The sequence below is a fragment of the Ruminococcus sp. MCC718 genome, from assembly GCF_018783905.1.
GTDB classification, from domain to species: domain Bacteria; phylum Bacillota; class Clostridia; order Lachnospirales; family Lachnospiraceae; genus Hominisplanchenecus; species Hominisplanchenecus faecis.
Map to the genome: position 1 here is coordinate 25491 of NZ_WQNP01000068.1, position 15090 is coordinate 40580.

The 15090-nt window shown below is 45.2% G+C and carries 9 protein-coding genes; 8 read left to right on the plus strand and 1 reads right to left on the minus strand.

What is annotated here, in order from left to right:
• Positions 1-11: 11 nt before the first annotated feature.
• Complete coding sequence (locus GPK60_RS07680) at positions 12-1391, minus strand: aldehyde dehydrogenase (RefSeq protein ID WP_215659205.1); 1380 nt, start codon at positions 1389-1391, stop codon at positions 12-14.
• Between the two features lie 345 nt (positions 1392-1736).
• Between GPK60_RS07680 and GPK60_RS07685 the strand changes: the two genes are divergently transcribed.
• The 8 genes from GPK60_RS07685 (at position 1737) to GPK60_RS07720 (ending at position 15079) form a co-directional block, all read left to right on the plus strand.
• Positions 1737-2399, plus strand: coding sequence for a GDSL-type esterase/lipase family protein (locus GPK60_RS07685; RefSeq protein WP_215659206.1), 663 nt, complete (start codon positions 1737-1739; stop codon positions 2397-2399).
• 411 nt (positions 2400-2810) lie between these two features.
• A complete protein-coding gene (locus tag GPK60_RS07690) occupies positions 2811-3824 on the plus strand; it encodes a DnaJ C-terminal domain-containing protein (RefSeq protein WP_022118292.1) in 1014 nt (337 codons plus the stop codon).
• Between the two features lie 400 nt (positions 3825-4224).
• A complete protein-coding gene (locus GPK60_RS07695) occupies positions 4225-9516 on the plus strand; it encodes an NPCBM/NEW2 domain-containing protein (protein ID WP_215659207.1) in 5292 nt (1763 codons plus the stop codon).
• A 47-nt stretch (positions 9517-9563) separates the two neighbouring features.
• A complete protein-coding gene (locus GPK60_RS07700; protein ID WP_173898180.1) occupies positions 9564-10916 on the plus strand; it encodes an SPFH domain-containing protein in 1353 nt (450 codons plus the stop codon).
• A gap of 12 nt (positions 10917-10928) precedes the next feature.
• A complete protein-coding gene (locus GPK60_RS07705; RefSeq protein ID WP_215659208.1) occupies positions 10929-11999 on the plus strand; it encodes a hypothetical protein in 1071 nt (356 codons plus the stop codon).
• A 12-nt stretch (positions 12000-12011) separates the two neighbouring features.
• The gene (locus tag GPK60_RS07710) at positions 12012-12842 is read left to right on the plus strand and encodes a TPM domain-containing protein (RefSeq protein ID WP_215659209.1); all 831 of its coding nucleotides are present in this window, start codon (positions 12012-12014) and stop codon (positions 12840-12842) included.
• 143 nt (positions 12843-12985) lie between these two features.
• Positions 12986-14323, plus strand: coding sequence for a TrkH family potassium uptake protein (locus GPK60_RS07715; RefSeq protein WP_215659210.1), 1338 nt, complete (start codon positions 12986-12988; stop codon positions 14321-14323).
• Positions 14324-14431: 108 nt separating this feature from the next.
• On the plus strand, positions 14432-15079 hold the full coding sequence (locus tag GPK60_RS07720; protein WP_215659214.1) for a TrkA family potassium uptake protein: 648 nt from the start codon (positions 14432-14434) through the stop codon (positions 15077-15079).
• The last annotated feature ends 11 nt before the right edge of the window (positions 15080-15090 follow it).

A 15090-nucleotide genomic window follows, 5' to 3' on the forward strand; every position in this document is an offset into this window, starting at 1 on the left:
GGGAGTGTAAACTATCCAAGCACTTTTTTCAAAAGCCACTTTTTGACCGGACGATAAGGCTGATATCGCACCGGAAAATCGATCCATGTTTTTTTATCGACGATGCTTTTGGTATGTGAGAAGGTTTCAAACCCGGCTTTTCCGTGGTAGCTTCCCATGCCGCTTTCGCCGCAACCGCCAAATCCCATGTAAGGGGTGGCGAGGTGGATGATGGTATCGTTGACACAGCCGCCGCCGAACTGACATTTTGCGGTCACTTTCTCTATATTTTCTTTCTTTTTGCTGAAAAGATAGAGGGCAAGCGGACATTCCATGGCGTTGATCCTGGCGATTGCTTCATCCAGTGTGCGGTAAGTGATGACCGGCAGGAGCGGTCCGAAGATCTCTTCCTGCATGATAGCATCTTCAAAGGTCACGTGGTCAAGAAGGGTCGGAGCGATCTGGAGAGTATCCGGATTGACATTTCCGCCAAAGATTACTTTTTCAGGATTGAGCAGTCTTCGGATGCGTTCAAAATGTTTTTGGTTTATGATCTTTCCGTAGGAAGGATTTTTCAGAGGCTCACTGCCGAACTGTTTCGTGATCTGACGTTTCAGTTCGCAGATCAGAGCCTCTTTTCTTTTTTCATCACAGTAAACATAATCCGGGGCAACGCAGGTCTGTCCGCAGTTTAAAAATTTCCCGAATACGATGCGTCTGGCGGCGAGTGCAAGATCGGCACTTTCATCGACCAGACACGGGCTTTTGCCGCCAAGTTCCAGTGTTACAGGAGTCAGGTGCGAAGAAGCCTGCCGCATCACTTCCCTTCCGACCGTTTTGCTTCCGGTGAAAAAGATATAGTCAAAATGCTGCTGAAGCAGGGCGGTATTTTCAGAGCGTCCTCCGGTGATCACCGTCAGGTATTTTGCTGGAAAATAGCGATGGATCAGTTTTGCAAGCAGATCGCTGCAGGCAGGAGAGTAGGCACTTGGCTTTAAGATCACCGTATTTCCGGCTGCAATGGCATCAATAAGCGGATCAAGAGTCAGCAGGATCGGATAATTCCAGGGACTTACGATCAGCGTGACACCGTAAGGAGAAGGTTTCTGGTAGCTTCTGGAGCAGAACTGTGCCAGCGGTGTTCTGACATCCTGCTCTTTTGCAAATGAGCGGATATGGCGGAGCATATAGTGGATCTCATCTAGAACAAGACCCGTCTCGCACATATAACTTTCAAAAGAACTCTTTTTCAGATCGAGCAGAAGAGCTGCCTCGATCTCTTTTTCGTGGCGGCGGATCATATACTGCAGCCGTTTCAGTGCGGCGATGCGAAAAGAGACATCCAGTGTCGTTCCAGTCTGAAAGAAAGTACGCTGGCGGTCGATGATTTTTTTCATTTCTGTGTTTTCCATAATGAATCCCTTCTATATGATAATAACAGTCAAATATTAGCAGTCAGAGGATGCCTGCGAATTTATCGATAGTTAAAGGATGCCTGCGAATTGCTTTGTTACAGAGTAACTTTCGCTGCCCCTGGCATCAAGTACTCTGACCATAGCATGTTTTTTAATTCTGTGCAAGCCTGTACTTGACAAATGGAAAAGAATAATATATAGTAAACATATCAAATTACTAGGAATATAAAACGAAGCAAAAAGCGAAAATAAGAAATAGGTCAAAAAGAAATAAACAAACGAAAAAAAGCAAAGCAGCAAAGCAGAAAAGCAAAACAGCAAAACAGAAAGAAGGATATGGATATGAGACAGATTTTATGCTTTGGTGATTCAAACACATACGGATTGATCCCGGGAACAGCGAACCGTTACAGCTGGGGAACGCGATGGACGAGCATTTTAGATGAGAAATTGCAGTTTTACGGCTATCGGGTTGCCGAGGAGGGACTGTGCGGCAGAACGACTATGTTTGCAGATGCTTACCGTCCCGGAAGAAGTGGGATCGATATGCTGCCGGCCATCCTGGAGACGCACCGCCCACTGGAACTGGTGGTTCTTATGCTCGGGACAAACGACTGCAAAACGGCTTATGAGACGACACCGGAGAAGATCGGCGTGGGCATTGAGCGTCTTCTGGATCAGATCCGGAGGGAAAGAGAGGATCTTCCGGTGCTTTTGATCTCACCGATCCATCTTGGAGCAGACGTGGAGAAATACGACCGGGAATTTGACCGCCGTTCCGTAGAAGTGTCAAAAGGTCTGAAAAGAGTCTATGAACAGATCGCAAAAAGAAGAGGGATTGCATTTTTGGCGGCATCGGATGTGGCACTGCCGGGGGAAAAGGATCAGGAGCATATGACAAGAGAAGGACATGCAGCACTGGCAGAGGCAGTTTTTGAAAAAGTAAGGAAAATTCTGCTGGAGAAAGAAGATTCCAGGCTGATCGGCCATGTTTTTTGTGCATAAGTATTGACAGATTGAGAATCGGGTGTTATAGTTCTGATAGAACAAAAATATCCGATCATATGATGTGGGTGTCAAAAGTCCCTAACTATGATGCCTACGGATTGTTCCGTGCGTTGCACTCCCACAATCCTCCCCAGTATTCGCATATCGTGGGATTATCATCCCACTTTTATGCTCATATCGGGGCGGGTCCCAAGGTCTTTCATCCATCTATGAGCAAGCTCATGTGGATTTAGACCTTTTGACCCTGGCATCATCATATCATATTGAATAAAAAAGCTTTCGGATATTTCTGTAAAATCAGATCAGATAGAATATTCTGGTGAATGAAGACCCTGAGATGACAGACATGGCATTTCAAAAGAAACGTTATGGATATAAGATTTGACATGATCAGAGGAGGAATCAGAAATGGAAGAAAGAAAAGATTATTATAAAATCCTTGGAATAGATAAAAACGCAGATGAAAATACAATCAAAAAAGCATACCGTAAACTGGCAAAGAAATATCATCCGGATACCAATGCCGGAAATGCACAGGCAGCCGAGAAGTTCAAACAGATCACAGAAGCCTACTCGGTGCTCAGTGATCCGGAGAAAAAGAAAATGTATGACCAGTTCGGCAGTGCCGATTACCAGGGCGGTCAGGGACCGTTTGGCGGAGCAAATGGCGGATACCAGGAGTTCCATTTTGATGGCGGTGACATGGATGATATCCTGAAAAATATCTTTGGCGGCGGATTCTCCGGCCGCAGTGCCGGAGCAGGCGGCGGAAGCAGATCTTATCATTTCGGCGGCGGATTTGGAGACGGATTCTCAGGCGGAAACAGTGGTTTCGGCGATGGATTTTCCGGTACAGGCAGTAGCTTTGGCGGCAGGGGCAGTGACCTTCACGCCGATATCACCGTCAGCTTCGATGAAGCAGCACTTGGCGGTGACAAGGTGATCAATCTGTCGGATCCTTCTGCACCGGGCAGGACACAGTCGCTTCAGGTGCATATCCCGGCAGGTATTGATGACGGTCAGAGCATCCGTTTAAGAGGCAAAGGTCAGATGGGCAGAAACGGTCAGGCAGGAGATCTGCTTCTGAAAGTTAAAATCGCAGAGAAACCGGGCTTTGAACGAAAAGGCATGGATGTTTACACGACCGTCAATGTTCCGTTTTCCACGGCAGTCCTTGGCGGCGAAGCGAAAGTCCATACGCTCTACGGCGATGTGATCTGCAAAGTAAGGGAAGGCACACAGTCCGGAAGCAAGATTCGTCTGCGAGGCAAAGGTATTGTTTCCATGAAGAACCCGCAGGTACACGGCGATCATTATGTGACCGTCCAGGTACAGGTGCCGCGGAACATTACTCCGGAAGCCAGACGCAAACTGCGTGAGTTTGAGCAGGCATGCGGTATCAGAAACAGTTATGCAGGATAAATATGAAAATAAAAAGTATAAAAGCGACCGTAAGTTTTACGATATGCTAATATCAGAGCGGATAACGGAGAGATTGTAAAGACATAAGGAAACCTTGTAATTGTATAAAAAAAATAGAAAGTGCAGCATACAAAAAGGAAGAAGAGTATGCTGCATTTTTATGTCAATAGGAAAAAGATAATAAATCTGTATCCGGGCTGTTAAATTTAGATATTTTGTGGATTTATCAGGAAATGATGTTGAGATTAACTGGACAAAATGACGAAAATATAGTATTTTTTTAGTAGGTATTAAAATAAAGATGTCATATGAATGATTTTGTGCTTCCTATTTCAGTCATTCTGCCTGATATTTTTTGAAATACTGCAAATAAGAGGTGAGCAAAGAAAAGGAGAATAACATGAAAACAAGAAAAACATTTTCAGTCATGCTGGTGATCTGTATGCTGCTGTCACTGGTGTTTCCCAGTAGTGGGGGGGTGTCAAATGCAGCCTCAGCTTCTGATAAGGTAACAGTTATTGATGTCACACAGTATGGGGCTGACCCGACCGGAGTAAAAGACAGTGCCGAGGGCATACAGGCAGCTATCGAGGCAGCAAAAGAAGTGAACGGACCGGTTGTGTTGGATTTCCCGAAAGGGGAATATCAGATTTACCCGGATCATGCACAGAAACGGGAACTGTATATTTCAAATACTTTAAGCCGTAATAACGGTGACCGTGGCACGTACAAAATGAAAAATATCGGTATTCTGCTGGAAAATATGGAAAATGTGACACTGGAAGGAAATCAGTCCAGTCTGATCTTCCATGGCAAGATGATGATGTTTTCCACGATCGGATGTAAAAACATCAGAATCCAGAATTTTGACACCGATTTCCAGGTACCGTCGGTAGTCAGTGTAACAGCAGAAAAAGTAGAAGGCAATACAGCGATTTTATATGTTCCGGAATGTTATAATTATTCCGTAAGCGGAACAACCGTTACCTGGAGCAGCGATGTCAGCCCATACACCGGACAGGCATACTGGAGCTATACGAACAATGTCGGACATGTACAGGGATTTGATATGACAACCGCTACCCTGACTACTTCCGGCGATAAATTTTTCAACAATGTACAGAGCATGGAAAAACTGGACGGACATCGTCTGAAGGTGACTTACAATTCTGCACCATCCTTCAAGGCAGGATATGGTCAGCAGATGAGAAGGACTACACGTGATCATTCCGCAGCCTTTTTCTGGGAGAGTGATGGTGTGACGATGCAGCATGTCGAACTGCATTTTCTGCATGCATTTGGTGTGGTAGGACAGCTTTCCAAAAACATTACACTGGATGATGTAAATTTCCGCAACTATGAAGGAAGCGGAAGAACCGGCGTTGGTTCTGCTGACTTTGTGCAGATGTCCGGCTGCGGCGGAACAATCCGCATTGTGAACAGCACATTTGAAGATCCGCAGGATGACCCGATCAACATCCATGGAACATTCTTACAGGTAACAGAACGAATCTCTGATAATAAGTTCAAAGTTCACTATCAGCATCACGAAACTTCCGGTTTTCCGAACTATTATGTGGGAGATGAAGTAGAGTTTGTTTCTAAGGGAACACTGCTTCCAATCGACGGGGCAAAAGCAAAAGTAACCGGAGTGGTAGGTCCGGACGGACATGGCGGAACCATGGTTGCCGGAAATGGTGACAAAGCCGATGCTTCCAAAACGGATCTGGATACAATCATTGTAACACTGGATACAAATATGCCGTCTTCCGTGTCTGCAAATGCAGCAGCTCTGGAAAATGTTACTTATACACCGAGTGTTGAGATTGAGAACAACGTATTCCGTGAGATGCCGGTACGTGGTATTCTGGTGACAACCAGAAAACCGGTCGTGATCCGCAACAACGAATTTGACAACGTAGCCGGTGCAGCCGTTTACATTTCCGATGACGTAAACAGCTGGTACGAGTCAGGACATGATGAAGATGTTCTAATCGAAGGCAATGTATTCAGACGCTGTGGTGTCAACCAGAATTCTTACAGTGCATTTATCCAGTTTGATCCGACCAACAACGGGGCAGCTTCACCGGTACATAAAAATGTAAGGATCAAAGACAATACATTCTATTTTACAAACGGAACCCGCAATATTATTAATGCAAAGAGCGTAAACGGACTGACCTTTACCGGAAACAAAGTTTTGCGTTTCTCTGTAAATGAAAAGGCAAACCCTGCAAAAACCACACTGGCGATCGGCGAGAGCGTTGCTATGAATGTTTCAGCTGTGGAAGGTGCAAATATCAATGCATTTACTTTCAACGGATGCCGCAACGTAAATATTTCTGATAATATTTCTGATAAAGGTGTGACACGCAGAGTCGATATCACGAATATGCAGAACAGTGAAGTGAAGATCGGTGAAAACGAAGGCGTAAGCATCGGCAGTGGCACACAGCCGGCAAGCGAAATGATCTATGTCAGCAGCGATCCGGAAGTTGTACGTGTGGATGGCACCGGTCATGTGACAGGTCTGAAAAAGGGAACAGCAACCGTGACAGCTTATGAGCTGGTCGGCGGACGTAAATTCCAGGCAGATCCTGTGACCTTTACGGTGACAGATCAGAGCACCGGAACCGTGACAGCAGTGAAAGTGCTTGCAAAAGATCTGACCGTGAAAAATCCAAGCGACGGCGGCTACAGTGTCAGCGGTGACAGCGTGACCATCAAAGCAATGGGACAGGGACTCTGGGCAACCCAGACAGCCAATAACGTGATCGTAAGCGGTGAAAATGTAAACCGCGGTGACGGAACCTTCACAGCCATCGTCAAAATGAGCGGCAAGACCGTCAACAACTGGGACGAAGCAGGTCTGTTTATCTACAAAGATGATGACAACTATGTGGCAGTCGAGAGAAAACATGGCACGAACAGTCCGAAGGTCCATGTCGTGACCGAAGCAAACGGAAGTGCAAATGAAGACCAGAACACAGAAAATCCGAATGCAGAGGAAATCTGGCTGAAACTGGAGAAATCCGGAAATACCTTTACCGGATATTGCAGTGTTGATAAAGAAAATTGGACAAAAGTAGGAAACAGCATCACAAACGATAAAATCGGCAATTCCTTTGGCGTGGCACTGGTTGCCGGTACCGGAAACAGCACAAAAGGAACCGCATTTACCTTCTCAGACCTGGAGGTCAATGGCAAAGCAGTAGCACTGACCGAAGATGCAGCAACCGGAGGAGAGAGCGGAAATATTGAAAATCTTGCAAAAGTAAAATCAGGAAATGCGATTCTGGAGAGTGCATCTGTATCCGGTGTATCCTTCCCGACATTCTCATCTGAGACAAAGAGCTATGTGACAACTGCCGATAAGAATGTAAAGAGTGTAAAGATTTCTCTGAAAGCAAAAGATGAAAATGCAAAAATCGAAATCTGCCGAAACGGTGTCGGTAATGGTGTCGGACTGAAAAATGTCAATGAGATCGTATCCGCAGAAAACGGCAAAAACCAGATTACAGAGCAGGAAGTTGCACTTGTGGCAGGCTTAAATATCATTACAGCAAGAGTAATCGCAGAAGACGGAACAACACAGGAAATTTATCGTTTCCTGGTTACACGTACCGGAGCACAGGATGCGTCCATCGGCGGCATCAGCGTAGATAACAAAGAAGTGGCAGGTTTTGATGCTTCTGAAAAATCCTACAGTGCATCTCTGACAAAGGGACAGACCGAAGTCAAAATTGCTCTGAAAGATCTTGGCGAAGGTGCAAAAGCAGTTTTGAATGTAAATGGAAAAACATATAACCCGCAAGAGAGCATTCCTGTTTCAGGCGATAACATGACCGTTGGTATTGCAATCACACCAGACGGCGGCGTAACAGAGCACTATAGCCTGAGTCTGCGTGTACCATCTGACAGCAATGCCAAACTGGAAAAAGTACAGTTTGGCAGTACCATCCAGAGCAATGGAAACTTTAATGCCAATCTCAAAGAGTATACGGCATCAACCATGACAAGAACTTCCAGGGTAACGTTTACCGCACAGGAAGCAAATGCAAAAATTACTGTAAAATGCAACAATGTAACTGCCGCAACCGGAACGGGAAGCGTAGAGACTTCTGTAACGATGAAAAAAGGAAACAACCAGTTACTGGTTACAGTGGAATCCGCAGACAAGAGCAGAACCGAAACCTATATCTGGAGAGTCGAAGGCAAGAGCGAAGTTTACCTTTCTGATTTAAGTTACGAGAGCAATTCTGCAACTGGATGGGGTTCCATCATGAAAGACAAATCTGTAGACGGAAAGACACTGACACTTTATGACGGAAGCCAGGAAAAAACCTTTGAGAAAGGTATGGGTATTCATGCGACCGCAAATCTCTATTACAATATCGAAGGTATGGGCTTTAAGAAATTTACATCTTATATGGGCGTTGACCGTGAAGCAAACCAGGATGGAAATGTAAAATTCAATGTTTATACGGATAATAAACAGGTTTACACAGGTGAAGCTGTTACGAGAGCATCTGAGATGGCAAAATTGGATATTTCTGTGGAAGGTGTCAAAATCCTCAGATTGAACGTGGATCAGAATGGCAGCGACAGCAATGATCACGCAGATTTTGCAGACGCAAAATTCATCACAGAGCTGGCAGATGACACTACTCCGGAAACGATAGCCGTAACCGGAGTTACACTGGATAAGAGCACAGCGAAACTGACAGAAAAAGGTCAGACAGTAGATCTTACTGCAACAGTAGCACCGGAAAATGCAACAAATAAAAATGTGATATTTGAAACGAGTAATGAAAAAGTAGTAACTGTAGACGGAAACGGAAAAGTGACCGCAGTAGCAAATGGAAAAGCAACCATCACCGTAACGACCGAAGATGGAGAGAAAACAGCAGCCTGTGAAGTGACTGTGGAGATTCCAAATGTACCAGTTCCGGCACCGGAAGAACTGGTGAATGAAGTGAAAAATGAAATCGCAGCAGCAGAAGGCAGGAAAGAAAGTGACTATACAGAAGAAACCTGGAAAGTTTATGAAAAAGCACTGAATGCAGCGAAAGAAGCCGTAGAGCAAAAAACAGCAACCGAAGAAGAGATGCAGCAGATTTTAACAGCTCTTCGCAATGCAGCCTCTGCACTTAAGAAAGAAACACCATCTACGGAAAAGGAAACACCGTCTACGGAAAAGGAAACACCATCTACAAATCCACAGACACCGGAAACTCCAAACGATGGTACGGTGAAAGTTGGTCAGGTGATCAAAGCAGAAGGTCAGTATGGAGTGTTTACTTATAAAGTAACCGGAAAAGACACGGTAGAGGTAAAATCTATCACTGCAAAAGGCAAAGCAAAGAAGAGTGTGAAGATCTTTGATAAGATCAAGGCATCCGGAAAAACATGGAAAGTAACCAGTGTGGCAGCAAATGCATTAAAGGGCAACAAGAAGATAGAAAGTCTGACAATTGGAAAAAATGTCAGAAAGATTGGAAAGAATGCCTTTGCAAATTGCAGAAAGCTGAAAAAAGTTATTATTAAGAGTAAAAAGATTAATACCATTGGAAAGAATGCGTTTAAAAATATAAATAAAAAAGCAACGGTCAAAGTGCCGAAAGCACAGAAGAAAAAGTATGCAAAACTTTTGAACAAAGCGAAACTTTCCAAAAAGGTAAAGATAAAATAGTAAAGGGAAAGTAACAGAAACAAAAGGAAAGAAAGGGGTAAAATATTATGGGACTTATCAGAGCAGCCGTCGGAGCAGTCGGCGGAACAATGGCAGATCAGTGGAGGGAATTTTTCTATTGTGAGGCGATGGATGCAGATACCCTGGTTGTGAAAGGACAGAAGCAGGTGGGAAAGCGGTCCTCAAACACCAAGGGCAGTGAGAATATCATCTCAAACGGTTCCGGTATTGCAGTTGCCGACGGTCAGTGTATGTTGATCGTTGAGCAGGGCAAGATTGTGGAAGTATGTGCGGAGCCGGGACAGTTTACTTACGACAGTTCTACAGAACCAAGCATTTTTACCGGAAAACTGGGCGAAGGTCTGAAAAAGACCTTTGCTACCTTCGGAAAGCGTTTTACCTACGGCGGAGATACCGGAAAAGACCAGAGAGTGTATTATATCAATACAAAAGAGATCATGGATAACAAATTTGGCACGGCAAATCCGTTTTTGTTCCATGTAGTGGATCACAATACCGGACTGAGCCGTGACGTACAGGTAAGATGCAACGGTATCTATTCTTACCGTATCACCGACCCGATCCTTTTCTATAAGAATGTCTGCGGAAACGTAGAGATGACTTACGACAGAGAAGAGATCGACGGACAGTTAAAGACAGAGTTTATCTCCGCACTGCAGCCGGCATTTGCACAGCTGTCAAAACTGGAGCTTCTGCCAAGTGATATCCCGGCACATGCGGGAGATCTCGAAGAGGCGATGAACGAAGCACTCACCAAAAAGTGGGCGGAAAAACGCGGTATTTCCGTGGTATCCGTAGCGATGAACCCGATCACGCTCAAAGAGGAAGACCTCAAGAAGATCCAGGAAATCCAGGATGCTGCTGTTCTGAGAGATCCGACGATGATGGCGGCAACGCTTGGCAGTGCACAGGCAGAAGCCATGAAAGCAGCCGCATCCAATCCAAACGGTGCGATGATGGGCTTTATGGGACTGAATATGGCAGGAGGAGCCGGAAGTGCCAATATCCAGGATCTTCTCCAGATGGGAAATCAGAGACAGCAGGCACAAAGACAGCAGCAGTATATACCGGAAGAAAAACAGGCACAGCCGATGCGTCCGTCCGCACAGGCAGGAAGCTGGCAGTGCAGCTGCGGAGCTGTAAATACCGGCAAATTCTGCATGGAATGCGGAACAGCAAAGCCGGAAGAGGGCTGGAGATGCAGCTGCGGGGCACTGAACAAAGGTAAATTCTGCAGTGAATGCGGCAGTCCGAGACCGGCAGCAGCAAAAAAATACCGCTGTGATAAATGTGGATGGGAGCCGGAAGATCCGACAAATCCGCCGCGTTTCTGTCCGGAATGCGGAGATCCGTTCAACGATGGTGATATTGTACAGTAAGGGGATGAATCTATGGCAGATATCAGAGAATACAAATGCCCTGCTTGTGGCGGAGCAATGGAATTTGACAGCAAAACTCAGAAAATGAAATGCCCTTACTGTGATACGGTTGCAGATCTGTCCGACTTTGAAGAAACGCAGTCGGAGAAAACAGCTTCCAAAGAAGGGGCAGAACAGGGAGAAACACAGGAAGCAGCAGAAGAAGGAGCAATGATGCTCTACGTGTGCGAATCCTGCGGTGGTGAAATCCTGGCAGATAAAACGACCGGTGCCACGAGCTGTCCGTACTGCGGCAACAAAGTTGTTATGAAAGGGCAGTTTGACGGTGCCTTAAGACCGGATTATATCATTCCATTTAAAAAAGACAAAAAACAGGCAAAAGAAGCATACCGGAAACATCTCGAAGGCAAAAAGTTTTTGCCGGGTGTTTTCAAACAGCAGAACCATATCGACGAGATCAAAGGTGTTTATGTTCCGTTTTGGATATTTGATCTGAAAGCAAAGGCAGATTTCTCCTATCATGCGGAAAAGACGCGTGTATGGGTGTCAAATGATATTGAGTACACAGAGCATGAGAATTTTGAAGTAAAAAGAGCAGGAACGGTAGAGTTTGAAAAAGTTCCGGCAGACGGATCAAAAAAGATGGATGATACGCTGATGGAATCGGTGGAACCATATGATTTTAAGGAAGCAGTGCCGTTTCGCATGGCGTATATGGCAGGCTATCTGGCAGACCGCTACGATGTGCCGAAAGAGGAGTGCATCAGGCGTGCGAAAAAACGTATCCGGAGAAGCACAGAGCGTGAATTCCGAAATACCGTTAAAGGTTATCATGTGATCGATCAGGAAAAAGCAAATATGGAGATCAAAGACCAGGCAAAGTATGCTCTCTATCCGGTATGGATCTTAAATACGACCTGGAAAGGTAAAAAATATATTTTTGCCATGAACGGTCAGACCGGAAAGATTGTCGGTGATCTTCCGGCAGACAATGGAGCATTCTGGAGATTTATTGCCATGTGGGGAGCAGGGATCGGACTTGTCCTTTATGCACTGCTCTGGGTTTTCATGGTGTTGCTGTAAGGAGGTGGCGAGATGAAGAAAACAAAAATGAAAATCATGTCTCTGCTGCTTAGTATGGTATTATTTTTATTCGTACCATTTCTGAATATTCAGGCAGCATCGAATCATCCGGCAAGACTTGTTGACCAGGCAGAGCTGCTCACGGCAGAAGAACAGCAGCAGATCCAGGCAAAACTTGATGAAGTCAGTGAATTGCATCATTGTGATGCAGTGGTAATGACCGTTAATTCCCTGGAGGGAAAAACGGCAACCGAATACGCCGATGATGCATTTGATTACGATGGCTATGGACTTGGCGAAGACAAAGCGGGGATACTTTTCCTGGTGGATATGGGCGACCGCAACTGGGCAACAAGCACACATGGTTATGCGATCACGGCATTTACGGATGCCGGACTTAGTTATATAGAAGAAAAGTTGGTATCCTACCTTGGTGATGGTGAGTACGCAGAAGCATTTAATTGTTTTGCAGAACAGTGCGACCGTTTCCTGACACAGGCAGAGACAGGCGAGCCATATGATGTAAATAATATGCCGCAAGAGCCATTTGCCTATGCATTCTGGCTGGTTGTGTGCCTGGCAATCGGATTTGTGATTGCACTGATCACGGCATCGATCAAACGTTCCAAACTGACTTCCGTTGTGAAGCGGACCACAGCAGAAGAATATATGAAAAAAGGTAGTCTGAATCTTACCGTGAAACAGGATCGCTTTATTAATAAAGTGGTTACAAGCCGTCCGGTTCCAAAAAATGATAATGATTCACACAGTGGAGGCGGCGGAAGCAGCACGCATGTCAGCTCATCCGGTGAAGTACACGGAGGTCACAGCGGAAAATTCTAAAGAGTGAGTATACCTGCGAAAGTGTGATACATTTTTGCAGGTATCTTTATATAATTTTAATGTGGATAAAAAATTGTTAATACTATTTTTAGGTACATGGTGTTATGATAGTCATGAAACAGAACTGGGAGACAAAAAGAATCATGAAGATAAAGAAAAAAGCCGGACACCGGCATATGACATCGTTTCAGATCATTATACTAGGATTTATGGGAGTGATCCTGGCAGGGAGTTTGCTGCTGATGCTTCCGTGGGCATCCAGAAGCGGAAGATGGAGTTCCTTTTCTGATACGTTATTTACTGCAACATCAGCAGTCTGTGTAACAGGGCTGGTTGTGCAGGATACAGCAACTTACTGGTCTGAATTTGGTCAGGTTATTATTTTGCTGCTGATCCAGATTGGCGGTCTCGGCGTTGTGACTGTGGCAGTATCGATCGCAACGATCGCCGGCAGGAAGATCGGACTGATGCAGAGAAGTACCATGCAGGAAGCAATCGCAGCTCCGAAAATGGGCGGGATTGTGAGGATGACTACTTTTATCTTAAAAACCTCGTTTTTGATCGAACTGATCGGGGCAGTTCTTCTGTTTCCGGTTTTTTACAGAGAATTTGGACTTGGCAAAGGAATCTGGTACGCTGTATTTCATGCGATATCTGCATTCTGCAATGCCGGATTTGATCTGATGGGAGTAACAGGAAAATTTTCATCCCTGACTTCTTTTGCGGCAAACCCGGTTGTGAATCTTGTGATCATGACACTGATCGTGGTTGGCGGTATTGGATTTTTTACCTGGCTGGATATCAAGGAGAATAAATGGCATATTAAAAAATACCGGCTGCAGAGCAAAGTAGTTCTTGCAGTCAGTGCCTTTCTGATCCTGGTTCCGGCGATCATGTTCTTTTTTTTGGAATTTCAGCATATGCCGCTGGGAGAACGGATCTGGAGTTCTTTTTTCCAGTCTGTGACAACAAGAACAGCTGGATTTAATACTGCTGATCTCGATAAAATGACAGATTCCGGAAAGATGGGAATGGTGCTTCTGATGGTGATTGGAGGATCTCCGGGATCTACAGCAGGCGGGATGAAAACAACAACCGCAGCGGTTCTGTTTGCCATGGCGATTTCCGTATTTCGAAAGAATGAGCAGGCACATCTTTATAACAGAAGAATTGCAGAAGAGACGCAGCGAAATGCCGCTACAATTTTTGTTTTATATATGATGCTGTTTACAGGAAGTGCGATGTTCATCAGCTATCTGGAAAAAGTACCGCTTGTGACGGCATTTTTTGAGACCGGATCGGCAATCGGAACGGTAGGACTTTCTCTTGGACTGACGCCGACACTTTGTCTGGCTTCGAGACTGGTACTGATCTGTCTGATGTTCTTTGGAAGAGTCGGGGGACTGACGCTGATCTTTGCGACCGTTTCCGGGAAGCGGACGGAGTATAAATATCCGCAGGAAAAGATTAACGTAGGATAGGAGTATCCACCAGATACAGAGTGTGCTTGATTTGCAGGAAAAAGCAGGATATTTATGATGCGATCAAGATGAAAAATGAAAAAAGCTATAGATGGAGGAAAAGAAGACATGAAATCAATCTTACTGATCGGGCTTGGAAGATTTGGAAGGCATATTGCGATAAAACTGGATGAACTGAATCATCAGGTTATGGCAGTAGACAACAATGAGAGCAGAGTAGAGGCAGTTCTGCCGTATGTGCGTAACGCACAGATCGGGGATGCGACCAATGAGGATTTTATCCGTTCACTCGGCGTGTGCAATTTCGATGTCTGCATTGTGGCGATCGGAGATAATTTCCAGAGTTCTCTGGAAACAACGTCTCTGTTAAAAGAGCTGGGAGCAAAGATGGTAGTCTCCAGAGCAGCAAGAGATGTACATGCGAAGTTCCTTTTAAGAAACGGAGCAGATGAGGTTGTATATCCGGAGAAACAGCTGGCATCCTGGACGGCGATCCGTTACAGTGCAGATCACATTTTTGATTATGTGGAGCTAGATGAAGAACATGGCATTTTTGAAATTTCCATTCCGGATGCCTGGATCGGAAAAACGGTTGGAGAACTGGACATCCGAAAGAAATATAATGTAAATATCATGGCACTGCGGTGCAACGGCGTGCTGGATATGAATATTGCGTCGGAAACTCTGCTTGGAGATGACCAGACCATGCTGGTACTGGGAAATATTAAAAACATCCAGAAACAGTTCCATATCTGAAACGAAAGAAG

Excerpts from the sequence above, each read along its gene's own strand:
- GPK60_RS07705 (WP_215659208.1), top strand. The coding sequence starts at position 10,929 with ATGGCAGATATCAGAGAATACAAATGCCCTGCTTGTGGCGGAGCAATG.
- GPK60_RS07690 (WP_022118292.1), top strand. The coding sequence starts at position 2,811 with ATGGAAGAAAGAAAAGATTATTATAAAATCCTTGGAATAGATAAAAAC.
- GPK60_RS07720 (WP_215659214.1), top strand. The coding sequence starts at position 14,432 with ATGAAATCAATCTTACTGATCGGGCTTGGAAGATTTGGAAGGCATATT.
- GPK60_RS07680 (WP_215659205.1), bottom strand. The coding sequence starts at position 1,391 with ATGGAAAACACAGAAATGAAAAAAATCATCGACCGCCAGCGTACTTTC.
- GPK60_RS07715 (WP_215659210.1), top strand. The coding sequence starts at position 12,986 with ATGAAGATAAAGAAAAAAGCCGGACACCGGCATATGACATCGTTTCAG.
- GPK60_RS07695 (WP_215659207.1), top strand. The coding sequence starts at position 4,225 with ATGAAAACAAGAAAAACATTTTCAGTCATGCTGGTGATCTGTATGCTG.
- GPK60_RS07700 (WP_173898180.1), top strand. The coding sequence starts at position 9,564 with ATGGGACTTATCAGAGCAGCCGTCGGAGCAGTCGGCGGAACAATGGCA.
- GPK60_RS07685 (WP_215659206.1), top strand. The coding sequence starts at position 1,737 with ATGAGACAGATTTTATGCTTTGGTGATTCAAACACATACGGATTGATC.
- GPK60_RS07710 (WP_215659209.1), top strand. The coding sequence starts at position 12,012 with ATGAAGAAAACAAAAATGAAAATCATGTCTCTGCTGCTTAGTATGGTA.